Genomic DNA, 22,241 nt, shown 5'->3' with positions numbered 1-22,241 from the left:
CATGGCAAATTCCACCCTCTACCCGCTGCTGACAAGCCCGAATATCGGACTCGCCGGTCCCGTCGACTACAATATGTACGGCTTTTTCCGGCAGGCGCTCATCAATGCGCCCAAGCAGGGGCCGCTCGTCATCTCGCTCACCACCATGGGCGGCGACCCCGAAGTGGCGCGGGCGATGGGCGACGATGTGCGGATCATGCAGGAACGCGAAGGCCGGGAGCTTCTGTTCCTGGGCCAGGCGGCAGTCTATTCCGCCGGGGCCACGTTTATGAGCTATTTCGCGCGGGACAAGCGTTTCCTGACGCGCGGCACGCGGATCATGATCCATGAGCGGCAGATCACGAAGACGATCAACCTTTCCGGGCCGCTGCGAATGTGCGTGGCGACGCTGAAGGCGACGCTCAACGAGATAGAGCATAGCATCAATATCGAGGAAGAAGGCTTCCGCGCTCTTATCGGGGGGAGCAGCATCACCTTCGACGAAGTGCATCACAAGGCTCCGGAAAACTGGTATATCGACGCGGAGGATGCGCGCGATCTGGGCCTCGTGCTCGACGTGATCTGAGGGCGCGAGCCCTCAGACCTTCACGCCTCTACACGCCCTTGAACGTATCGCACTGCGCCGGGTCGCCGGTGCTGAGGCCCTTGCGCAACCATTCCATTCGTTGCGCAGCGGTGCCATGCGTGAAGCTTTCTGGAACAGGTCGCCGGCCCGCCGCCTTCTGCAACGTGTCGTCACCGATGGCCTGCGCAGCGCGCAAGCCCTCTTCAAGGTCGCCCGCCTCCATCAGGTTCTTGTCGCGGTTGGCCCAGACACCGGCATAGCAATCGGCCTGCAATTCCATCGCCACCTGAAGCGCGTTGCCCTGCGCCTCCGATCCGCTCTTCTGGCCCGCACGCACCTTGTCGGAGATGCCGGTGATCGTCTGGACATGATGGCCGACTTCATGCGCGATGATGTAGCCGATGGGGAAATCGCCGGGGGCGTTGAAGCGCGTTTCCATCTCGTTGAAGAAATCGGTGTCTAGATAGACCTTCTGATCGGTCGGGCAGTAGAACGGCCCCATGGCCGATTGCGCCGCACCACAGCCCGACATGCCGTTCTGGCTGTAGAACACCAGCGTCGGCGGAGGATATTGCTGCCCTTCGGCGCTGAATATCTCCGACCAGCGGCGCTCGGTCGATCCCAGTACCTTGAGCGAGGTGCGCTGCACCGGGGTCAGTTCCTGCGTGCCGGGCTGCTCTGTCTGCACCTGCGGCCCGCCTCCACCTCCGCCGCCTAGCAGACTCAGTGGGTTGATGCCCATGATGAGCGCGCCGATCACGAGGATCGCAATGCCGCCCAGCCCGAAACGGCTGCCGAGCAGCATGCCGATGATGCCAAGTCCGCCACCGCCAAAGCTGCCGCCTCCGCCGCCGCGCTGCACCTCGTAGTGGCTGCTTTCGTTTTCATCGTCGAGCCGCATGATCGTCCCCTATGATCGCATGTTGCCAAGGGTAGGGCAAACTATGCCCCTTGGAAACGGTCGAGCATGCCCACAGGTCCATGAAGATGAAATCTTTGTAACGAAGGAACGATGCAACCCGTCGCCGTTTTGATGTATTGCATTGCAGCATGAAACACTCTCACACGACTCACCCCCGCCGAACGGCGCCTCCCCTGCCCCTGCCGGAGCATGTCGCGTTGCTGCTGCAGGGCGGCGGCGCGCTCGGATCGTTTCAGGCAGGCGTTTATGAAAAGCTGGACGAGCTGGCGATCGAAGTGGATTGGGTCGCGGGCATTTCCATCGGCGCGGTAAACGCCGCGATCATCGCGGGCAATCCGCCTGCGCGGCGAATGGAGCGGCTGAAGCAATTCTGGGATCAGGTGAGCGGCGGCATGCCGAACCTGTGGCTGCCCGATAACGATCATATCCGCGAGGCGGCGCATCTGGCCGCGGCGGGGTCCGTAGCGATGTTCGGCGTGCCCGGCTTCTTCCGGCCGCACATGATCCCGTCGGCATTTATGCCCAAGGGGACGGCGGGCGCAATCAGCTATTATGACTCGACGCCGCTGGTCGCGACGCTCGATTCGCTGATCGACTGGGATCTGCTGAATGACGGACCCGTGCGGATTTCCGTCGGCGCTGTCGATGTCGAAAGCGGCAACTTCGCCTACTGGGACAATCGCGGCCCGGATGGCGTGAGCCGGTCTAATGCGCGGATCGATGCGCGGCATATCATGGCGTCCGGCGCATTGCCGCCCGGTCTGCCCCCGATAGAGATCGAGGGCCGCTATTACTGGGACGGCGGGCTGGTATCGAATACGCCGCTTACCCATGTCCTTGAAAACCAGTGCGGCGACATGCTGGTGTTCCAGGTGGACCTGTTCCCTGCGGAAGGGCCGATGCCGCAACAGATGACCGACGTCTGGTCGCGGCAGAAGGACATTCAGTATTCCAGCCGCACGCGTCAGGTCACGGACCAGTATCTGCGCCTCCGCCGCGAGCATAAGGCGATCCGCGCGGTGCTCAATCACCTGCCCGCCGAAATGTGCGACGATCCGGAGGTCCAGCGCGTGCGGGCGCTGCTGGACGATGGATCGGTCAACATCGTCCATCTCATCTATCGCAGCCGCGCATGGGAAAGCGGCGCGCGCGACTTCGAATTTTCGCGCGCGACCATGCTCGACCACTGGGGCCAGGGCCGCGATGCGGTGGACGGCGTGATGCACAAGGGCGACCTGATCGCGAGCAACATCCTGGATGGGGTGAGCGCCGCCTTCGATCTCGACAGATTAGTTCCCAAGGAGACACCGGCATGACACTCAAAGGCAAGGCAGCACTTATCACCGGCTCGACATCGGGCATCGGCCTTGCCTATGCGAAGACGCTGGCGGCGGAGGGCGCGAACATCGTCATCAACGGCTTTGGCGACAAGGACGCGATCGAGAAGGAGCGCGTCGCGCTGGAGGCGGCTAGTGGGGCGAAGGCGCTGTATAGCGGCCATGACCTTACGAAGGTCGATCAGATCGAGGCGATGATGGCGGAAGCGGCCAGCACCTTCGGCGGAGTGGATATCCTCATCAACAATGCGGGTATGCAGCATGTCGCCCCGGTCGAGGAATTCCCCCTCGATAAATGGGATCTCATCATCGCGCTCAATCTGAACGCGGCGTTCCATACCACGCGGCTCGCCGTGCCTTATATGAAGGGTAAGAAATGGGGCCGGATCATTCAGACGGCCTCGGCCCATTCCAAAGCGGCCTCGCCATTCAAGTCGGCCTATGTCACCGCCAAGCACGGCCTTGCGGGTTTCACCAAGACCGTCGCGCTGGAAGTGGCGACCTTCGGCGTCACCGCCAACTGCATCAGTCCGGGCTACGTCTGGACGCCGCTGGTAGAGGGTCAAATCCCCGACACGATGAAAGCGCGCAACATGACGCGGGAGCAGGTCATCAACGACGTGCTGCTGGCGGGCCAGCCCACGAAGGAGTTCGTGACGCCTGAACAAGTGGCGGCCATCGCCCTGTTCCTGTGTGGCGATGCGGCCAGCCAGATCACGGGTGCGAACCTGTCCGTGGATGGCGGCTGGACGGCGCAGTAGTCGCTAAAGGTGCATGAAGTCGCGGCGGTAGCTCTGCATATGGGCGCCGCCGTCGATATACAGCACTTGCCCCGTTATCGCTGTGGCTGATGCAAGATAGGCGACGGCTTCGGCGATCTGAGTCGCTTGCGGAAGGCGTGCCAGCGGCATGACCCCCGCCAGTTGCTCCATCTGTTCATCGGTATAATCGGGTGTCGCTATGGTAAGGCCCGGCGCGACGGCATTGACGCGTATCCGGGGGGCGAGTTCCCGCGCGCTTAATTGCGTCAACCCCGCCAGCGCCATCTTGGACAGGGTGTAGGCAAGCTGATCCCCATGCGGATGGTCGATCCGCTGATCCAGGATGTTGACGATGCAGCGGTCGGTTTGCCCGGCAGGCACCGTGGCGAACGCCTTCGTCAGCAGAACCGGGGCGGCGCAATTCACCGCATAATGCCGTGCCAGATCGTCCGCCGACACATTCTCCAGACGGTCCTGCCCGAAGATCGCGGCGCTGTTCACCAGCAGATCGGGCGGCCTTCCGAACTTCGCCGCGACATTGGCGACCAGCTCCTCGGCGGCTTCGGGGTCCGCGAAATCGGCGACGAAGCCTTCCCATTCAGTGGCGTGGGCCTCAAGAGCAAGCGCCAGCGCCGAATCCAGCCGGACATCATGGCTGCCGTGGATCGCCAGCGCATAGCCTGCCTCCGCCAGCATCTTGCTGATCGCCCCGCCAAGCCGCCGATGGCCGCCAGTGACGAGAGCAAGGCGCTTGGCCGACAAAGGCAGCGGCCCCGTGGCCTCACGCACCGCCGCATCGTCCGCTGGCCGGGACAGCGAGCGAAAAGCTACCGTTTCCACGCCGTCGGTGCCTTCGTCAATTTCGCTCATACGCCCATCAGTTTGAGGACTTCCTTGCGGCTCTTCTCGTCATCGCGGAACACGCCCATCATGCGGCTGGTGGTCATCGACACGCCATGCGTGCGCACGCCCCGACCCGACATACAACCATGACTTCCCTCGATAACGACGGCAACGCCCAATGGCTTCAGATTATCCCAAATGCAGTCTGCGATCTCCGCCGTCATGCGTTCCTGCACCTGAAGGCGGCGGGAAAAAGCGTTCAGCACGCGCGCGAGCTTCGAGATGCCGACGACCCACTGGTCGGGCAGATAGGCGATATGCGCCTTCCCCACGATCGGCGCCATATGGTGCTCGCAATGCGACTGGAACGGAATGTCCTTGAGCAGCACGATCTCGTCATAGCCGCCGACTTCGTGGAAGATGCGGCTGAGATGATAGGCCGGATCGTCCTTATACCCCTCGCAATATTCCTTCCAAGCGCGCGCGACGCGTTGCGGCGTCTCGATCAGGCCCTCACGCTCCGGATCATCGCCCGACCAGCGGATCAAGGTGCGAATAGCTTCCTGAACGTTTTCGGGTACTTCGGCCTTCTTCGGGCGGACCAGCTCCGCTCCGCCATCATCATGCTCAGTGCTCACGCCTCTTCCCTCGATTGATTGCGAAACGAATATGGCGATGCCCGCCGCCGATTGCCAGTGCAACACCTAAGCGTGGGGGATGGCTGGACAGGGTAAAAAAGCAATGGCAGTGTCCCCGCCATGGACGATATCAGCAGTATAATAACCAAAGCGCAGGCATGGATGCCCGCGCGAATGGCCATAGCAACCGTTGTCCAGACCTGGGGTTCGGCCCCCCGCCCGCGTGGATCGCATATGTTGGTGCATGAGGATGGGCGCTTTGAAGGATCGGTTTCGGGGGGATGCGTGGAGAACGCGATTCTGGCGAGCGCGGAAAGCGTGATCGCGTCCGGAAGGTCGGAACTACATAATTTTGGCGTCAGTGACGGCGACGCGTGGGAAGCGGGCCTCCCTTGTGGGGGCGAGATCGCAGTTCTGGTGCAGCCGGTGGCGAAGGACGGCTTCGATCCCACCTTGTTCGACGAGGTTGCAGCAGCGCGCGAACGCGGCGAGACGCTGGCGATCTCCACCGATACGCAGAGCGGCAGGAGCGTGGCGGGCGAAATGTCGGGGTGGTTCGTCAATCGCTACCGCCCGCCGCGGCGGCTCATCATCATCGGCGCGGTGCAGATCGCGCAAGGTCTCAGCGGCCTCGCCCGTGAGCTTGGTATAGACGTGACGATCGTGGACCCGCGCGGGCGTTTCCTGACGCGCGAACGCTTTCCCGAAGCTGTGCTGGACGACCGCTGGCCCGACGAGGCCGTCGCGGCACTCCGCCCCGATCCTGCAACGGCGGTGGTGACGCTGAGCCACGATCCGAAGATCGATGACCCCGCACTAAGTGCCGCACTACGAGCATCGACCGGCTACATCGCGGCGCTGGGATCGCGCAAGAGCCACGCGGCGCGGCGCGAGCGCCTCGCGGCGGAGGGCTTTTCCGCTACCGACCTGGACCGGATCGATGGTCCTGCAGGCATCGACATAGGCGCGCTTGGCCCGAATGAGATCGCGCTCTCCATCGCGGCGGGCATGATCCAGACATTCAACCGGGTCGAAGCCCGCATGATGGAAGCCGCCTGACTCCATGCGCCCCGAACAGGTAGCCGCCGTATTGCTGGCGGCCGGAAACAGCACGCGGTTTGGCGAAGAAGACAAGCTGATGGCCGATCATGGCGGCAAGCCGCTGATCGTGCATGCGCTGGAGGCCGTAGCATCGCTGCCGTTCAAATATCACATCGCGGTCGTGCGCAGGCGGGAACTCGCGCCCATCATCCACCGCAAGCTGGAGCGGCGGGGCTACACACTGATCGTCAACGACAATCCGGAGGAAGGACTGTCGGGCAGCATCGTGCGAGCGGCGGCCTATGTCTCCGAACTGCGGTGCAACGGCCTGCTGATGTGCCTTGCCGACATGCCCAACGTGCCGCAGAGCCATTATATGCGCCTGTGTCTTGCGGCCGAGGATATCCGCTCGGTTGTGGGTAGCACGGACGGGTTCACCCCCTCCCCGCCCGCGTTTTTCGGAAGGCGGCATTTCGAGGAACTGCAAGCAGTAAAGGGCGATCAGGGCGCGCGGGCGCTTATCAGCCAGAGCCTGCTGCTCGAAACCAGCAGCGCGTTGCTGCATGACGTCGATACGCCCGATGACTTGCGGCGTTAGGGCTGCTTGCCCGTCGCGGCGAAGCTGAAATCGAGGGCGACGCTGGAGTCGAGTCCGCCGCTGCTATCGCCATTGCCGACGTCGAAGGTCTTGCGTGCAATGGACGCATTCCCCGAAACTTGCCGCTTGAGGCCCGTGCCCTTGAGGGTGAACTTGATGCTTTGCGGCGCGGTTACGCCCTTCAGGGTCAGCTTGCCCTTCGCTGTGTAGCTGTTCGCTCTCGTGGCGGTTGCGCCCTTCGCAGTAAATACGGCGCGCGGATGTGCGGCGACGCCGAAGAATTCATCGCCGGGCAGCATCGCATCCTGTGTCGGATCGCCGACGCTGGCGCTGGCAAGATCGACTTCAACGCGGATGTCGGCCGTTTCCGGACGGTCAGGGTCCATCATGATGTCCGCCGTCCAGCGAGAGAAACCGCCGTTGATGCTGTAGCCGCTATTGCCTACGGTGAACCCAAGCTTGCCGCCCGGCTGAACGGTCCATGTCGGCGGAGCGGCAGCGGGAACAGTGGCGATCGCGTTCTCCACCACGCTTGCATTATCTGCATCGGACGAGGCCGCGGTTACCACGAGGGCATTGTCGGCTGCGGCCTTCACCGGAGCTTCTTGCGCATTTTCTTTTGGAGCAGGGTTAGCAGCGGACGCGGGGCCGGCGCGCGCCACGAGCTTTCCGGCAGCAAAGCCCAAGGGCACCAGCGCGATCAGCGCCAGCATGACAGCAACGGATCGCCCCGGCACCATGCGCCAGATCAGCCCATCTCGCAGTAGCAGATGATGCCTGAGCGCCCCTGCTACATGCAGCGCGAGCAACGCCATGCCGATCAGCGCGAGCAGCCCATGCCCCCTGTCCGCCACATCGTTGGCCGCGATCGGCAAGGGCAGATGCGGCAGCGGGATCGTGCCGAAGATCAAGGTCGGGATTTTCACCTTTGCCGTCGAAACAAGCGCCCAACCCGTAAGCGGCGCAAGGATCATGAAGCCGTACAACCCGACGTGCACGATCTTGGCCAACGCACCACCCCATCCTCCTCCGGCAGGCGCGGGACGGGGCTTTGTGAGGCGAACGAACACGCGCGCCAACGTAAGCACGAGGATAGAAATGCCGATCGACTTGTGAAGCTGAAACAGCGCAAAGCCGCGCGAACCTAAAGCATCAAGTGACCAGCCGAGGGAGACCTGAAAAGCCAACGCGAGTGCTATCACCCAATGCAGAATGATAGCGGTACGGCTGTATTTCTGCATGACGAGATCTCCGGCGCGGCGGCAATACCTAACTTATGTGCGTTGATGACGCGAATGGACAGATGGAAACGGTTCGTTGCGGGATTGATCCGAAAAAATTTATAGGACTGTGGAGTGGCATTGACCCTACGGCACGCGGCTATCTGTTATCAGTGGGACTAACCTTCCCTTTACGCGAACGTAAAGTCCTCTTGCACTTCATGCCCATAAGGTCACATTACAGCATCAAGGCGCCCCTTCGCGGGCGAGTCCATAGAAGAGGACGCATGATGGAAGCCTATATTTATGACGCCGTCCGCACCCCGCGCGGGCGCGGCAAGCCCGATGGGTCGTTGCACGAAATAACCCCGATGCAGTTGGCAACTCAGACATTGCAAGCCTTGCGCGACCGGACCCAGATCGACACCGCAGATGTGGATGATGTCATCCTGGGCTGCGTCACGCCGGTTGGAGAGCAAGGCGCGGACATCGCCCGCGTAGCAGTGCTGAATGCTGATTATGCCGAGACGACGGCGGGTGTGCAGGTCAATCGCTTCTGCGCATCGGGCCTTGAGGCCGTCAACATGGCCGCGGCCAAGGTTGCCACGGGCGAAGCCGACTTCGCCATCGGCGGCGGTGTCGAGCATATGAGCCGTGTGCCGATGAGTTCGGACGGCGGCGCGTGGGCATTCGATCCTGCAGTCGCCTGGCACACGTACTTCGCGCCGCAGGGAATTGGCGCGGACCTGATCGCCACGAAATTCGGCTTTTCCCGCACGGACGTCGATGCCTATGCCATCGAGAGCCAGAAGCGTGCCGCGCAAGCCTGGAAAGAAGGCCGGTTCGGCAAAAGCATCGTTCCGGTGAAGGACGTCATCGGCCAAGTCGCGCTTGACCATGACGAGCATATGCGCCCCGAGGCCGACATGCAGTCGCTCGGATCGCTTAAGCCCGCCTTTGCGGGTCTGGGTGAGGAGATGCCGGGCTTCGACGCCGTGGCATTGTTCAAGTATCCCGAACTGGAAAAGATCAACCACGTCCATCACGCGGGGAATAGCTCAGGGATTTGCGACGGCGCGGCAGCGATCCTGATTGGCAGCAAGGCGATGGGCGAGAAATATGGCCTTAAACCCCGTGCGCGGATCAAGACCACGGCCTCCATCGGCTCGGAACCAACGATCATGCTCACCGGCCCGGAATTTATAGCCGGGAAACTGCTCAAGAAGGCAGGCATGTCGAAGAGCGACATCGACCTTTGGGAGTTGAACGAAGCGTTCGCGAGCGTCGTGCTGCGCTACATGCAGGCGCTCGACCTCGATCCCGCCAATGTGAACGTGAATGGCGGCGCGATTGCCATGGGGCATCCGCTGGGCGCCACCGGCGCAATGGTTCTCGGCATCGCGCTCGATGAACTGGAGCGCTCCGGCAAGGGCACGGCGCTGGTCAACCTGTGCATCGGTGCGGGCATGGGCACCGGCACGATCATCGAACGCCTGTAAGAGCGGAGGGACATTCAAGATGACCACTATTCAATTCGACGTCGATGCGGACGGCATCGCTACCCTCACCATCGACGTTCCCGGCCAATCGATGAACGTCATCGGGCCTGACTTCATAACCGACCTGTCCTCCGCAATCGATCGCATCGGGCAAGAGGACGCCATCAAGGGTGCCGTGATCTGTTCGGGCAAGGCAAGCGGCTTCATGGGCGGCATGGACCTCAAGAACATGGAATCGATGCTGGTGCCTGCCAATGGTGGCGCGCCGGACATGGCCGCTCTGTTCGACAAGGTGTTCGTGCTGAACGGCATGTTCCGACGCCTGGAAACCTGCGGCAAGCCCATCGCTTGTGCGATCGAGGGCACCTGCGTCGGGGGCGGTTTCGAACTGGCGCTCGCCTGCCATCGCCGCATCGTCGCGGATGACGCGAAGGTGCAGCTTGGGCTGCCGGAGATTCTGGTCGGCCTGTTCCCCGGCGGCGGCGGCAGTCAGCGTTTGCCGCGCATCACTGGCGTGCAAACCGCGCTGATGTACATGCTGCAGGGCAAGCTGTTCCGCCCGCAGGAGGCTTTGGGCCTTAAGGTAGTGGACGAACTCGTCGCCTCTGGTAATACGGTGTCGGCCGCCAAAACCTGGTTGAAGGCCAATCCGGCCGCCAGTGTTCAGCCATGGGATCAGAAAGGTTACCGTTTTCCCGGGGGCGCTGGCGGCTTTAATCCTGCCTTCGTACAGACCTTCATCGGTGCGACTGCGATGACGATGAAGCAGACGCAACGGAACCTCAACGGGCCGATCGCGCTGCTCTCGGCAGTGTACGAGGGTGCGACGCTGCCGATGGACCGCGCGATTCGCGTCGAGAGCAAATATTTCGCCAAAGTGATTGCCGATCCGCAGGCGCGCAACATGGTCCGTACGCTATTCGTCAACAAGCAGGCGGCCGAGCGCGGCGCGCGGCGTCCCGAGGATGTCGCGAAGTCGCCCACCAGGAAGCTGGCGATGCTGGGCGCGGGCATGATGGGCGCTGGCGTTGCGACCGTCTCTGCGCAGGCAGGCATCGACGTGGTACTGCTCGATCGCGATCAGGCCTATGCCGAGAAAGGCAAGGACCATGCGCGCGCTGTGCTGACCAAGCGGTTGGGCAAGGGCATGACGCCAGAGAAGCTGGAAGCGACACTCGCGCGCATCACCCCGACCACGGATTTCGCGCAGCTTGACGGCTGTGACTTTGTGATCGAGGCGGTGTTCGAGGACACGGCAATCAAGGCCGAGGTCACGAAAAAGGTCGAAGCGGTGCTTGGCGCGGATACGATCTTCGGGTCGAACACGTCGACGCTGCCGATCAGCGCTCTAGCAAAGGCGTGGAGCAAGCCGGAAAACTTCATCGGCGTGCACTTCTTCTCGCCGGTCGAAAAGATGCCACTGGTCGAGATCATTGTTGGTGAGAAGACTGGACCGGACGCCATTGCCAAGGCGCTGGATTTTGTTGCGCAAATCAAGAAGACGCCAATTGTCGTCAATGACTCGCGGGGCTTCTACACCTCGCGCTGCTTTGGCACCTATGTGCAGGAAGGCGCGGAATTGCTGGCCGAGGGCGTCGGCGCCCCGCTGATCGAGAATGTCGGCAAGCAACTGGGTATGCCGGTCGGCCCCCTTGCCGTGTCGGACGAAGTGTCGATTGAACTGGGCTACAAGGTCATGTCTGCCGCGAAGAAGGAACTAGGCGACGCCTATGTTCACAGCGCCGCCGACGACGTGATGACGAAAATGGTCGAGATGGATCGCTTGGGCCGCAAAAACGGTAAAGGCTATTACGACTATCCTGAAGGCGGCAAGAAGGCATTGTGGCCGGGCCTGTCCGAGACATTCCCGCTGGCATCGGTGCAGCCCGCATCCGAAGATGTCCGCACCCGTCTGCTCTACCGGCAGCTGATCGAATGCGCGCGTTGCTTCGAGGAAGGCGTGCTGGAGACGCCGGAAGATGGCGATATTGGCGCGATCTTCGGTTGGGGCTTTTCGCCCTGGACCGGCGGCCCGTTCAGCCACATGGATACGGTCGGCATCAGGAAGGTTGTAGAAACGCTGGACGCCCTGACGGCCGCTCATGGGCAGCGTTTTGCACCGACCGCTCAGCTACGCGACATGGCTGCAAGCGGCGCGACCTTCTATCCAGCGGCTGCTCAAAAAGCGGCATAACTAACGTAGGTAACTATTGCATGAGACTTGCCATGCCATGTCCGCTTGCCTAGGCGGCGGCATGGCAAGGAGCGTGTAGATGACGGATAAGCCCACGGTTTTGGTGACAGGCGGGGCCGGCTACATCGGTAGCCATGCTGTCCTCGCGCTTCGCGACGCTGGTTGGCCGGTAGCGGTTATCGACAACCTGGTGACCGGATTTCGCTGGGCCGTTCCCCAGGACGTGCATTTCACACAGGGCGATATCGAGGATCAGCCGCTGGTCGAAGCATTGCTGCGTGACCAGAATGTCGGCGCGATTATGCACTTTGCCGGTTCGGTGGTCGTGCCAGAATCCGTCTCCAACCCGCTGAAATATTATCACAACAATACGGTGAAAAGCCGTGCGCTGATCGAAAGCGCCGTGCGTTGTTCAGTGCCGCATTTCATCTTTTCTTCCACTGCCGCGACCTACGGCACGCCCGAAGAAAGCCCGGTTCGGGAGGACGCTCCGCAGCGGCCGATCAATCCCTATGGCATGTCGAAGCTGATGACCGAAGCGATGCTGGCTGACATCGCGGCGGCGCATCCGATGAACTATTGCGCGTTGCGTTACTTCAACGTGGCAGGCGCGGACCCGCGCGCGCGGACGGGACAATCGACCGCTGGTGCAACGCACCTCATCAAGGTGGCGGTCGAAGCGGCTTTAGGGAAGCGCGATCATGTCGGCGTGTTCGGCACGGACTTCGACACGCCCGATGGCACGGGAGTTCGCGATTATATTCATGTATCGGATCTGGCGGCAGCGCATGTGCTGGCTTTGCAGGCTTTGCTCGATGATCCCAAGGCCAGCCATCGCCTCAATTGCGGTTATGGCCGGGGGTTCTCGGTCCTGGAAGTGCTGGACGCGGTGGACCGCGTGACGAACATAAAAATCGACCGCCGGTTCGAAGATCGCCGCCCTGGCGATCCGGCGGCTTTGATCTCCGACAATCGCGCTATTTTAGCGCGTTTCCCGTGGAAGCCTGCCTATGCCGATCTCGACCAGATCGTGACACATGCACTCGCATGGGAACGCAAGTTGACGGAGATGCAGGGGAACTAGAGTATTTTCGAAGCAGATGGCATCATCTGCTGGCTCGGGAAATACGGAAAACAAAGACGATCAGAGCGTAATCTGATCCTGTATGATCGGATTACGCTCTAAGTCCTCGGTCCCACACGGCTTACTGGTTTTGTGTTACCCTGACGGGTTCGGGCGCGTCTTCCCAGCCGCCGCCCAGTGCCTTGAACAATGCGACTTGTGCGCTTGCACGGTCACTTTGCGCTGAGGCCAGCTGCGCCCGCGCGGTCGCGCGGTCACGCTGCGCATCTAGCAATTGCAGAAAGCTGTCCGCTCCTGCTGCAAAGCGTCGCTCGGCAATGTCCGCCGCGCTGTTGCTAGCTGCAAGGCCACGCGTCAGCGCCGCTTCGCGATCAAGCGCGCCCTTCAATCGCGCAAGGGCCTGCTCCGTCTCCTGTAAGGCCGTCAACACAGCCTTGTCGAAGCTCGCCAGCGATCCTTCCGCGACTGCCTCGTTCTGCCGTACACGCGCGCGCGCCGCGCCAAAGAAGGGGAAATTCCAGCTTATCAACGGCCCTACGGAGAAACCAAAGGAACGGTTTGTTCCAAGATCCTTGGGGCTGAGAGCGCTGGATGTGGCAGATCCCAAGATGCTGATCGATGGATACAGCGCCGCCGTGGCGACGCCGATCCGCGCTGTGTCCGCCGCAAGCTGCCGCTCCGCTTGCCGAACGTCGGGACGGCGCGCGAGAAGCGCCTGCCCATCGCCGACCGGAATGGCTTGCGCAACGGTGGGCAACGTCGTGCATTCGAACAAGGCTTTGTCCGCATTCGACGGCGGCTGACCAGTTAGAACGGCAAGGGCATAGACAGCCGCCCGCTGCTCCGCCTCCGCCGTGGCAAGCTGTGCATTGGCCTGCTCGACCAGCAGCACGGCCTGGTCAACGTCACGTTGCGTGTTGCGTCCACCAGATAACAACCGCTGCGTCAGTTCCAGCGTGCGCCGTTGCAACGCGGCGGTCTCCCGGGCCGTCGCCGCCTGCGCGCCAAAGCCGCAGGCCTGCGCGTAGGTGCGCGCTGTCTCGGCGGCGATGGAAACACGGGCTGCGTCCAGCCCCGCCTGCGCCGCCGCCGTATCCGCGCGTCCTGCCTCTATAGATCGGGACACGCGCCCGAACAGATCGATTTCATACGATGCGTCGTAGCCCAGTTGATAATATTCGCCCTCGATCGCCTGCGGAATGCCGTTGAGCGGGGCGAGCCGCTGCTCCGTTGCCTGGGCGCTTGCCGTTCCAGTAGGCAATCGGCCAGCCCGCGCCTGGCTCAGGAGCGCACGTGCCTGCCGCAGATTGGCAGACGCCACGCGCACGTCGGTGTTGTACGCAAGGGCTTGCTCGACCAGCGCATCCAGCCGCGCGTCATTAAAGAGCCGCCACCATTTCTGCGGCACCGCCTCGGTCGCGATTGCGGGGCTACCCACGGCCTCGCCCAAATTCGCCTGCGCAGGCGGCAATGGTGCGGGCGCACGATAGTTCGGCCCGACTGCGCAGGCCGATAGAGCAAGCAGCGCCATTGAGGACATCAAACTCTTCATGCCCCGGCCTCCCGCGATGCAGCCGATCTGGCGGCCGCCCTCTCCCGGCGTCGTGCCGACCAATCCGATACCTTGTCTCCCAGCATACGGCTGATGACGTAGAAGGCGGGCGTGAAGATCAGTCCGAAGATGGTCACGCCGATCATCCCGAAGAACACGGCGATGCCCAACGCCTGTCGCATCTCCGCGCCGGGACCGGTCGCAATGACGAGCGGCAACACGCCCAGCACGAACGCGATCGACGTCATCAGGATCGGGCGAAGGCGCTGGTGCGCGGCACGTTCAGCCGCAGCGCGTGGGTCAAGGCCCTCGTCCTCACCCTGCCGCGCGAACTCGACGATCAAAATGGCGTTCTTCGCCGCCAGCCCGATCAACACGACAAGGCCGATCTGCGTCAGGATGTTGTTGTCCCCACCCATCAGATTGACGCCCAGAATCGCTGCCAGCAGACACATCGGCACGATCAGGATGACGGCAAGCGGCAGGACAAGGCTTTCATATTGCGCCGCCAGCAGCAGGAAGACGAACACCACCGCAAGGCCGAACACAAGAATGCCGGTATTGCCCGCCTGCTTCTGCTCGAACGCGATCTCGGTCCATTCATAGGCGAATCCGGCAGGCAGAACCTTGGCCGCCAGTTGCTCCATGCTGGCAAGCGATTGTCCGCTGGAATAGCCACGCACGGTGTCGCCCTGCAATTCCGCTGCCGGGTACAGGTTATAGCGCACGACGCGGTAGGGGCCGCTGTCGTTCTTCAACGTCATGACCGCCGCCAGTGGCACCATGGCACCGTTGGCTGAACGCGTCTTCAAGCGCCCGATGTCGTCGGGATCGTCACGATAGGGAGAATCTGCCTGCGCGGTGACACGGAAAGTGCGTCCCAGATAATTGAAGTCGTTGATGTAGGACGACCCCAGGTAGGTGCCGAGCGTCGCGAAAATATTCTCGACGGGCACACCCATTTGTTCAGCCCTAGGGCGGTCGATGTCGGCATAAAGCCGGGGCGTCTTGGTATTGAAGGTCGTGAACACGGATGTCAGACCGGGAGTCTGGTTCGCTCCGCCCATCATCGCGAACGCTGCGCCTTCCAGAGCCTTATAGCCCGCGCCGCCGCGATCTTCGATGACCATCTTGAAACCACCACCGGTGCCAAGACCGCGAATAGGCGGAGGCGCGATGAAGAAGACGCTGCCCGCAGTTATTCCAGAGACGGAACCCATTAGTTCCTTGGTAATCTCATCCGCTGATTTCCGATCGGCATGGGGCTTCAGACGCACGAACATTGTTCCGCTACTGGGCGAATTCGTAAAGGTCGCTCCATCGAAACCCGCAAACGCGACGCTTCCCTCAACTGCCGCATTTTTCGAAGCAATGCCGATCAATTCGCGGGTCGTCTCGTCGGTACGTTGCAAAGCAGTACCCGGCGGCATCTGCAAGACGCCGATCAGATAGCCTTGATCCTGCGCCGGAACGAACCCTGACGGTGTCTGATAAAAACGCCAGCCTGCCAGCGCGAGCAAAAGCGCATATGCTATTCCGATGATCGCCAACATGCGCACGGCTCTTGCCGTGACACGGCCGTACCTATGGCTGAGCTTCTCAAAGCCGCGATTGAACGTCTCCGCAAAGCGACCAGGCACGCCGCGCCAGCCGGCAGGAGGCGCATGGTCAGTCTTGGGCTTGAGAATAAGCGCGCCCAAAGCAGGCGACAGCGTCAGGGAAACCAACGCGGATATCGCAGTGGCACCGACGATGGTCAGCGCGAACTGCTTGTAGAACTCACCCGAAATGCCCGGAATGAAGGCAGTCGGAATGAACACACCCGACAGGACAAGCGCGATGGCGATCAATGCACCGGAAACTTCATCCATCGTCTTGTGCGCGGCGGCGAGCGGCGAAAGCCCCTCCTCATGCATCAGGCGTTCTATATTTTCGACCACGACGATAGCGTCATCGACCACGATACCGATCGCGAGCACCAGCCCGAACAGCGAGAGGTTGTTGAGTGAGAAGCCGAATGCCGCCATCATCGCGAAGCTGCCGATGAGCGACACAGGGATCGCGATGATCGGAATGATCGCCGCGCGCCAGCTCTGGAGGAACAGCAGAACCACCAGGCTGACAAGGATGAGGGCCTCGATCAACGTATGCTGGACGGCCTCGATAGATGCCGTGATATACTCCGTCGGGTTATAGGGGATAGAGTAGGCAAGCCCCGGCGGGAAGCTCTTGGACAGGGATTGCATCTCGGCTCGCACCGCATCGGCGGTTTGCAATGCATTGGAACCCGGCAACTGGCTCACCGGCAACGCGACAGCAGATTTTCCGTCGATGTAGCCCTGCGTACCGTAATCCAGCGCACCCAGTTCGATCCGGGCCACATCGGCGAGACGTGTCAGCCGTCCCTGCTCATCCCGCTTGATGATGATTTGCCCGAACGCCTCGGGCGTCGAGAGACGCCCTTGCGTCTGGATATTGAGCTGAAACGCGGTGCCGCCCTGATTGAACGGAGGCTCGCCCACCGAACCTGCGGCAACCTGCACGTTCTGACTGCGTATCGCGCTGGTGATCTCGTCCACAGTGAGGTTCCGGATCGAGGCGCGGTCAGGATCGATCCAGATTCGCATGTTATAATCGCGGGCGCCGAATGCCTGCACCCCGCCCACACCCTGAATGCGGGCCAGCCGGTCCTTGATCTGCAACGTGGCGTAATTGGACATATATTGATTGGACAGGCTACCGTCGGGGGACGTCAATGCCACCACCAGCAAGAGGTCCGGAGAGTTCTTACGAACGGTAACGCCGATCTGGCGCACCTGTTCGGGAAGGCGTGGTTCGGCCGAGGACACGCGATTCTGCACCAGAACCTGCGCTTGGTCGACGTCCGTACCTTGCTTGAAAGTCACGGTGATCGCGACCTGTCCCGACGCAGTCGAGGAGGACGACATGTAGATCATGTCTTCCACGCCGTTGATGGATTCCTCCAGCGGCGCGGCGACCGTTTCCGCCAGCGTTTCCGCCGACGCTCCGGGGAAGCTGGCGTTCACGACCACCGTAGGCGGCGCGATTTCGGGATATTGGCCGACAGGAAGGCTGGGAAAGGCGACAATACCCATGATGACGATCAGGATCGACACCACTGCGGCAAAAATCGGCCGATCGATAAAGAAATGGGGAAGGCGCATCAGTTGGTTGCCCCATTTGCAGAAGCCTTCCGCCCATCGGATGCCGGCTGCGCGATATTGGCGGCCGGCGCCGCGGCAGGAAGCGATTCGAGCGATGCCGCCCGCGGCGCGATTTTGCCTTCACGCGCTTTCACTTGTGCTCCGGGCTGCAAACGCGCCAAGCCATCAATAATGACTTTCTCACCAGGCTTCAGGCCGGTCCGCACAACGCGCAGCCCCTCTACCATCGGCCCTGTCTCGACCGGACGGGGGACAGCTTTTCCGTCCCTCCCGACAAGGTACACGAGCTTACGAGTCTGATCTGTCTGGATCGCTTCGTCCGGGACAAGCATGGCCCTGTACACACCCGAACCTAGCAGGCGCGCGCGTCCGAACATGCCAGGAACCAGGAAGCCATCGGGGTTAGCAATTTCGGCGTGCGCACGGATCGTGCCGGAATTGGTGTCGATCGCATTATCGACGAAGATCATGCGCCCACGCCAGCGGAAGTCGCTTTCGTCCGCCAACTGAACTTCCACAGGATTGGCGGCGTAGCGCGACGATGTGCGTTCGCCTTTCTCGGCCTGCCGGATATATTTGAGATACAGACTCTCCGCGCCCTCAAAGCTGAACCAGATCGGACTGACGGTCACGACGGTCGTCAGCAGGGTCTGCCCCGCTGACACATAGTCACCAATAGCGACTCGCTTGTCGGAGACGCGACCCGAGATGGGCGAGCGAACTGTCGTGAATTCGACGTCGAGTGCGCGGGCGCGCACTGCGGCCTGCGCCGCCGCCAGATCCGCATCCGCAGAACGCAGTGTCGCCAACCGTGTTTCGAACTCTTCCTGACTTACGGCCTGATATTTCCGCAATTCTTCGGAGCGCTTCAATTCAGTGCGGGCATTGGCGAGCGCGGCTTGCGCGCGCGCAACCTGTGCACGCGCCTGTTCCAGTTGCGCACGGTAAGGGCGGGGATCGATCTGGAACAGGAGTTGACCCTTGCCCACTTCGACGCCGGCCCGGAAGCCGATCTGCATGATCTGGCCCGACACGCGCGGCAAAACCTGGACGTCCTCGACGGCCTCGAAACGCCCGACATATTCGTCCCAATCCTTCACATCACGCTGCAACGGCGCAGCGACCGTGACTGTCGGCGGTGGAGGCGCGGGAGGGGGCGTCGCACCACAGGCAGCGAGGATGGCGACAAGCGGAAGGGCGAGTGATTTTGGGAGGAGAGTTCGCATGGCAGCTCTTTGCTGCAATGCAAGAAAGATTTCAAGTAGCAACTGAGTTTGAGTCGCAAAAATCTTGCGCATCGGTGACCCCTGTCGTTCGACTTACAGCAGGCGCCGTGCTCCTGCTCGACCGACATAGCATTGCAGCACCGAAACGGCCATCAATGGCCGTCAAATGTAATGATGCTGTGCACAGGTATACCCTGTCGTTTTAAAGTCGCAGTCCCGCCGAGATCGGGAAGATCGATTGCAAAGAGCGCCAGCGTCGTATGCGCGCCCTGCTCTCGCAGCAATTGCGCTGCTGCCAACGCAGTGCCGCCCGTGGCAATCAGATCGTCGACCAACAGCACGCGAGCATTTGGCCGAATCTGACCTTCATGCATTTCCAAGCGGTCCGAGCCATATTCCAGTACATAGTCGACGCTTACCGTCGGCCCTGGCAACTTCCCAGGCTTGCGCACGGGAACGAAGCCCGTTCCCAACTCCGCCGCAACTGCCGCGCCCAGAATGAACCCGCGCGCTTCGATCCCCACCACGAGGTCCACATCGAGCGGCCGCGCCACGTCAACCATCTGATCGAGCAATCCGCGAAAGCCGTCGCGATCGGCCAACAGAGTCGTGATGTCCCGAAACGCAATACCCAGCTTCGGAAAATCCGGGATCGTGCGCACCAGGCTCTTCAGATCGACGGACGACGCGGCACCTTCAGCCATCGTCATGACTCAACTCATCCTGCCGTACTGAGAAGCAAGATGGCGCGCCCCCGTGAGGAGACCGCGCCACTTTGCTTCTTTGGAGCCTCTGACATTGCTGCCGGAGGCTTTTCATCAATGCTTCTTATCGGCCCAGATGTTCTGGTACGCCATGTAGGCAAGGCCGGTCGCAATCAGCAGGAAGAAGATGACCGCCAGCCCTGCGCTACGCCGGTTCTCCAGCTTCGGTTCGGCCGTCCAGGCGAGGAATGCGGAAACATCCTTCGACATCTGGTCTACCGTAGCTTTGGTGCCGTCGGCGTAGGTGACCTGACCTTCGCTGGTGAGTGGCGGCGGCATCGCGAGGTTGAGGTTCGCAAAGTAGGGATTGTAGTGCAGCCCCTGCGGCGTCTTCGCGTCGGGGAACTTCTTCAAAAGCTCCGCCGGTTGCGCCTGATAGCCAATCAGCAGCGAATACACATAATCGGTGCCGTCATGCCGCGCTTTCGTCATCAGCGACAGGTCTGGCGGGATCGCATTGTTGTTCGCAGCAGCCGCGGCGACGTTGTTCGCGAATGGCTTCGGGAAGTGGTCAGCCGGGATCGGATCGCGAGTCGATGCTTCACCGGTTGTGGGATCGACGTCAGGCGTCTTTATCGCCCACTGCTTGGCGATGGCCTTCACTTCGGCTTCGCTGTAGCCGATCTGCTGAAGGTCGCGGAACGCCACGAACTTCAGGCTATGGCAGGCTGAGCAGACTTCCTTGAAGACTTGGAAACCGCGCTGCAACTGCTGACGGTCATAGTGACCGAGCGGGCCATTGAAGGAGAACTCTGGTTCCTTGGGATGCAGATGGAACTCGTGTTCCGCCGTCGCAGCAGGTGGCTCGCTGATATAAGCGACCGCGCCGGACGCGAAGGAGTAGAGCATCATCAGCGTAAAGAACGCGCCGATTGCAATAAGAGCTGGGCGAAGCATGTTTCGAAATTCCCCTTATTCAGCCGGCTGCGGATCGCTGCCCATGCCGGGCACCGCGCGCTGTTCGCCTTCGATGGCGTGACGGTTGAGCACCGATTCCGTGATCGAATTCGGCAGCGGCAATGGCTTTTCGAAATAAGCAATGGCCGGCAGAATGATGAGGAAGTGGGCGAAGTAGTAAGCCGAAGCAAGCTGGCTCAGCATCACATAGGGTTCTTCCGCAGGCGCTCCGCCGCAGTAGCCGAGGATGAGCACGCAGGGGATCAACCCATAGAAGAAGAACTTCTTGAACACCGGGCGATAGTTGCCCGAGCGAACCGGCGACGTATCCAGCCAGGGCAGGAAGAACAGCAACAGGATCGACGCGAACATCGCCAGCACACCAAGCAGCTTGGCAGGCACGAAGAAGAAGTCGAACGTGAAGGCGCGCAGGATCGCGTAGAACGGCCAGAAATACCATTCCGGCACGATGTGCGCTGGCGTCGAGAGCGGGTTCGCTTCGATGTAGTTATCGGGATGGCCGAGGTAGTTCGGCGCGAAGAACAGCAGCGCGGTAAACAGGATCAGGAACACGCCGGCTCCGAAACCGTCCTTCGCGGTGTAGTAAGGGTGGAACGGCACCGTGTCCTGCGGACCCTTGACGTCGACGCCGGTCGGATTGCTCGATCCCGGAATATGCAGCGCCCAGATGTGCAGGATGATGACCCCCGCGATCACGAACGGCAGCAGGTAGTGCAGCGAGAAGAAACGATTAAGCGACGAGTTGCCTGGAGCGAAACCGCCCAGCAGCCATGTCTGGATAGGCTCGCCGACCACGGGGATCGCGCCGAACAGGCCAGTAATAACCTTGGCACCCCAATAGCTCATCTGACCCCAGGGAAGGACATAGCCCATGAACGCCGTCGCCATCATCAGCAGAAAAATGACGAGGCCGAGCAGCCAGACCATTTCGCGCGGCGCTTTATAGGAGCCGTAGAACAGGCCGCGGAAGATGTGGAGATAGACGACGATGAAGAAGAAGCTCGCACCATTGGCGTGCGCATAACGCAGCATCCACCCTGCGTTGACGTCGCGCATGATGTGCTCGGTCGATCCGAAAGCCACCAGTTCATTGGCCGCATAGTGCATGCCAAGGATGATGCCGGACACGATCTGTATCACCAGCGCTAGGCCAGCCAAAACGCCGAAGTTCCAGAAATAGTTGAGGTTGCGCGGCACGGGATAACCCGCACCGATCGCGCCATAGACGAGGCGCGGGAGCGGCAGGCGCTCGTCGATCCATTTCATGACCGGCGCCTTGGGGGTGTAATGTTCTGCCCAGGGGAAACTCATGGATCTTTACCTCAGCCTACGAGAATCGCGGTATCGGACGTATATTTATACTCCGGAACCATCAGGTTTTTGGGTGCAGGGCCTTTACGGATGCGAGCGGCGGTGTCGTAGCTCGAACCATGGCAGGGGCAGAAATAGCCGCCGAACTCACCGCGATTTTCGCCTTCGCCTGCGCCGAGCGGCACACAGCCCAGATGCGTGCAGACGCCCATAGTGATGAGCCACTGCTTCTTGCCGTCAACGGTGCGGTCTTCCAGCGTCTGCGGATCGCGCAGAGTGGAAGCGTCCACGGCGTCGGCCTTGGCGATCTCGGCAGGCGTCAGGTGACGCACGAACAAGGGCTGCGCACGGAACGTGGTCTTGATCGCCTGACCCGGCTGAACGGCGGAAAGATCGACTTCGGTGGTCGCCAGCGCCAGCACATCCGCACTGGGGTTCATCTGATTGATGAGCGGCAGGACGACGGCGACCGCGCCGACGCCTGCAAAACTGACTGCGGCGATATTAATGAAGTCGCGACGGCGCACACCTTCACCCGCCGGTGGCGTTTCCGTCTCGATGTGCTCAACCGATGCCATGCATT

At 61.5% G+C, this 22,241-nt stretch carries 19 protein-coding genes; 8 read left to right on the top strand and 11 right to left on the bottom strand.

Annotation, left to right across the window (positions count from 1 at the left end):
• Position 1: 1 nt before the first annotated feature.
• Entirely contained in the window at positions 2-565 is a 564-nt protein-coding gene (locus tag C1T17_RS07720; protein WP_104955076.1) for an ATP-dependent Clp protease proteolytic subunit, read from the top strand.
• 28 nt (positions 566-593) lie between these two features.
• Here C1T17_RS07720 and C1T17_RS07715 read toward each other — a convergent pair whose 3' ends face one another.
• A complete protein-coding gene (locus C1T17_RS07715) occupies positions 594-1,466 on the bottom strand; it encodes a neutral zinc metallopeptidase (protein WP_104952949.1) in 873 nt (290 codons plus the stop codon).
• Between the two features lie 149 nt (positions 1,467-1,615).
• On the opposite strand from C1T17_RS07715, the gene C1T17_RS07710 reads away from it, so the two are divergent.
• The gene (locus C1T17_RS07710; protein WP_104952948.1) at positions 1,616-2,803 is read left to right on the top strand and encodes a DUF3734 domain-containing protein; all 1,188 of its coding nucleotides are present in this window, start codon (positions 1,616-1,618) and stop codon (positions 2,801-2,803) included.
• Positions 2,800-3,585, top strand: coding sequence for a 3-hydroxybutyrate dehydrogenase (locus tag C1T17_RS07705; RefSeq protein WP_104952947.1), 786 nt, complete (start codon positions 2,800-2,802; stop codon positions 3,583-3,585). The genes C1T17_RS07710 and C1T17_RS07705 overlap by 4 nt, the downstream gene beginning before the upstream one ends.
• 3 nt (positions 3,586-3,588) lie before the next feature.
• Here C1T17_RS07705 and C1T17_RS07700 read toward each other — a convergent pair whose 3' ends face one another.
• Complete coding sequence (locus tag C1T17_RS07700; protein ID WP_104952946.1) at positions 3,589-4,455, bottom strand: SDR family oxidoreductase; 867 nt, start codon at positions 4,453-4,455, stop codon at positions 3,589-3,591.
• Positions 4,452-5,066, bottom strand: coding sequence for a GTP cyclohydrolase I FolE (gene folE / locus C1T17_RS07695; protein ID WP_104952945.1), 615 nt, complete (start codon positions 5,064-5,066; stop codon positions 4,452-4,454). Before folE ends, C1T17_RS07700 begins: the two co-directional genes overlap by 4 nt.
• A 120-nt stretch (positions 5,067-5,186) precedes the next feature.
• Here folE and C1T17_RS07690 point away from each other — a divergent pair, with 120 nt between their 5' ends.
• The gene (locus C1T17_RS07690; protein ID WP_104952944.1) at positions 5,187-6,125 is read left to right on the top strand and encodes an XdhC family protein; all 939 of its coding nucleotides are present in this window, start codon (positions 5,187-5,189) and stop codon (positions 6,123-6,125) included.
• 4 nt (positions 6,126-6,129) lie between these two features.
• Positions 6,130-6,705 (top strand): nucleotidyltransferase family protein, encoded by a 576-nt coding sequence (locus C1T17_RS07685; RefSeq protein WP_104952943.1) that lies wholly within the window; start codon positions 6,130-6,132, stop codon positions 6,703-6,705.
• On the opposite strand, the gene C1T17_RS07680 is transcribed toward C1T17_RS07685, so the two are convergent.
• Positions 6,702-7,946 carry a cytochrome b/b6 domain-containing protein gene (locus C1T17_RS07680; RefSeq protein WP_104952942.1) on the bottom strand — a complete coding sequence of 415 codons (1,245 nt, stop codon included), beginning with the start codon at positions 7,944-7,946 and terminating at the stop codon, positions 6,702-6,704. The genes C1T17_RS07685 and C1T17_RS07680 overlap by 4 nt on opposite strands.
• Positions 7,947-8,215: 269 nt before the next feature.
• On the opposite strand from C1T17_RS07680, the gene C1T17_RS07675 reads away from it, so the two are divergent.
• From C1T17_RS07675 to galE, 3 genes are all read left to right on the top strand, one after another.
• Entirely contained in the window at positions 8,216-9,424 is a 1,209-nt protein-coding gene (locus C1T17_RS07675) for an acetyl-CoA C-acetyltransferase (protein ID WP_104955075.1), read from the top strand.
• 19 nt (positions 9,425-9,443) lie between these two features.
• Positions 9,444-11,618 carry a 3-hydroxyacyl-CoA dehydrogenase NAD-binding domain-containing protein gene (locus C1T17_RS07670; protein WP_104952941.1) on the top strand — a complete coding sequence of 725 codons (2,175 nt, stop codon included), beginning with the start codon at positions 9,444-9,446 and terminating at the stop codon, positions 11,616-11,618.
• 79 nt (positions 11,619-11,697) lie between these two features.
• Positions 11,698-12,702 carry a UDP-glucose 4-epimerase GalE gene (gene galE, locus C1T17_RS07665; protein WP_104952940.1) on the top strand — a complete coding sequence of 335 codons (1,005 nt, stop codon included), beginning with the start codon at positions 11,698-11,700 and terminating at the stop codon, positions 12,700-12,702.
• Between the two features lie 121 nt (positions 12,703-12,823).
• Here galE and C1T17_RS07660 read toward each other — a convergent pair whose 3' ends face one another.
• The 7 genes from C1T17_RS07660 to petA form a co-directional block, all read right to left on the bottom strand.
• Entirely contained in the window at positions 12,824-14,254 is a 1,431-nt protein-coding gene (locus tag C1T17_RS07660; RefSeq protein ID WP_104955074.1) for an efflux transporter outer membrane subunit, read from the bottom strand.
• On the bottom strand, positions 14,251-17,439 hold the full coding sequence (locus tag C1T17_RS07655) for an efflux RND transporter permease subunit (protein WP_104952939.1): 3,189 nt from the start codon (positions 17,437-17,439) through the stop codon (positions 14,251-14,253). The genes C1T17_RS07660 and C1T17_RS07655 overlap by 4 nt, the downstream gene beginning before the upstream one ends.
• On the bottom strand, positions 17,439-18,665 hold the full coding sequence (locus tag C1T17_RS07650) for an efflux RND transporter periplasmic adaptor subunit (RefSeq protein ID WP_104955073.1): 1,227 nt from the start codon (positions 18,663-18,665) through the stop codon (positions 17,439-17,441). The genes C1T17_RS07655 and C1T17_RS07650 overlap by 1 nt, the downstream gene beginning before the upstream one ends.
• A 152-nt stretch (positions 18,666-18,817) precedes the next feature.
• Entirely contained in the window at positions 18,818-19,375 is a 558-nt protein-coding gene (locus C1T17_RS07645) for an adenine phosphoribosyltransferase (RefSeq protein WP_104952938.1), read from the bottom strand.
• Between the two features lie 108 nt (positions 19,376-19,483).
• Positions 19,484-20,326 carry a cytochrome c1 gene (locus C1T17_RS07640; RefSeq protein WP_104952937.1) on the bottom strand — a complete coding sequence of 281 codons (843 nt, stop codon included), beginning with the start codon at positions 20,324-20,326 and terminating at the stop codon, positions 19,484-19,486.
• Positions 20,327-20,341: 15 nt separating this feature from the next.
• Positions 20,342-21,658, bottom strand: a complete 1,317-nt coding sequence (locus tag C1T17_RS07635; RefSeq protein WP_104952936.1) for a cytochrome b — start codon at positions 21,656-21,658, stop codon at positions 20,342-20,344.
• 11 nt (positions 21,659-21,669) lie between these two features.
• Positions 21,670-22,236 carry a ubiquinol-cytochrome c reductase iron-sulfur subunit gene (gene petA, locus C1T17_RS07630; RefSeq protein WP_104952935.1) on the bottom strand — a complete coding sequence of 189 codons (567 nt, stop codon included), beginning with the start codon at positions 22,234-22,236 and terminating at the stop codon, positions 21,670-21,672.
• Positions 22,237-22,241 lie beyond the last annotated feature (5 nt).

The sequence above is a fragment of the Sphingobium sp. SCG-1 genome, assembly GCF_002953135.1.
GTDB lineage: Bacteria > Pseudomonadota > Alphaproteobacteria > Sphingomonadales > Sphingomonadaceae > Sphingobium.
Note: the sequence above shows the minus strand (reverse complement) of the source record. Positions and strands in the feature narration are given on the sequence as shown.

Coding starts and splice junctions, on each gene's coding strand:
- C1T17_RS07645 (WP_104952938.1), bottom strand. CDS start 19,375: ATGACGATGGCTGAAGGTGCCGCGTCGTCCGTCGATCTGAAGAGCCTG.
- C1T17_RS07700 (WP_104952946.1), bottom strand. CDS start 4,455: ATGAGCGAAATTGACGAAGGCACCGACGGCGTGGAAACGGTAGCTTTT.
- C1T17_RS07690 (WP_104952944.1), top strand. CDS start 5,187: ATGGACGATATCAGCAGTATAATAACCAAAGCGCAGGCATGGATGCCC.
- C1T17_RS07710 (WP_104952948.1), top strand. CDS start 1,616: ATGAAACACTCTCACACGACTCACCCCCGCCGAACGGCGCCTCCCCTG.
- C1T17_RS07640 (WP_104952937.1), bottom strand. CDS start 20,326: ATGCTTCGCCCAGCTCTTATTGCAATCGGCGCGTTCTTTACGCTGATG.
- C1T17_RS07635 (WP_104952936.1), bottom strand. CDS start 21,658: ATGAGTTTCCCCTGGGCAGAACATTACACCCCCAAGGCGCCGGTCATG.
- C1T17_RS07655 (WP_104952939.1), bottom strand. CDS start 17,439: ATGCGCCTTCCCCATTTCTTTATCGATCGGCCGATTTTTGCCGCAGTG.
- C1T17_RS07650 (WP_104955073.1), bottom strand. CDS start 18,665: ATGCGAACTCTCCTCCCAAAATCACTCGCCCTTCCGCTTGTCGCCATC.
- petA (WP_104952935.1), bottom strand. CDS start 22,236: ATGGCATCGGTTGAGCACATCGAGACGGAAACGCCACCGGCGGGTGAA.
- C1T17_RS07720 (WP_104955076.1), top strand. CDS start 2: ATGGCAAATTCCACCCTCTACCCGCTGCTGACAAGCCCGAATATCGGA.
- C1T17_RS07680 (WP_104952942.1), bottom strand. CDS start 7,946: ATGCAGAAATACAGCCGTACCGCTATCATTCTGCATTGGGTGATAGCA.
- C1T17_RS07660 (WP_104955074.1), bottom strand. CDS start 14,254: ATGAAGAGTTTGATGTCCTCAATGGCGCTGCTTGCTCTATCGGCCTGC.
- C1T17_RS07670 (WP_104952941.1), top strand. CDS start 9,444: ATGACCACTATTCAATTCGACGTCGATGCGGACGGCATCGCTACCCTC.
- C1T17_RS07685 (WP_104952943.1), top strand. CDS start 6,130: ATGCGCCCCGAACAGGTAGCCGCCGTATTGCTGGCGGCCGGAAACAGC.
- C1T17_RS07705 (WP_104952947.1), top strand. CDS start 2,800: ATGACACTCAAAGGCAAGGCAGCACTTATCACCGGCTCGACATCGGGC.
- C1T17_RS07675 (WP_104955075.1), top strand. CDS start 8,216: ATGGAAGCCTATATTTATGACGCCGTCCGCACCCCGCGCGGGCGCGGC.
- C1T17_RS07715 (WP_104952949.1), bottom strand. CDS start 1,466: ATGCGGCTCGACGATGAAAACGAAAGCAGCCACTACGAGGTGCAGCGC.
- galE (WP_104952940.1), top strand. CDS start 11,698: ATGACGGATAAGCCCACGGTTTTGGTGACAGGCGGGGCCGGCTACATC.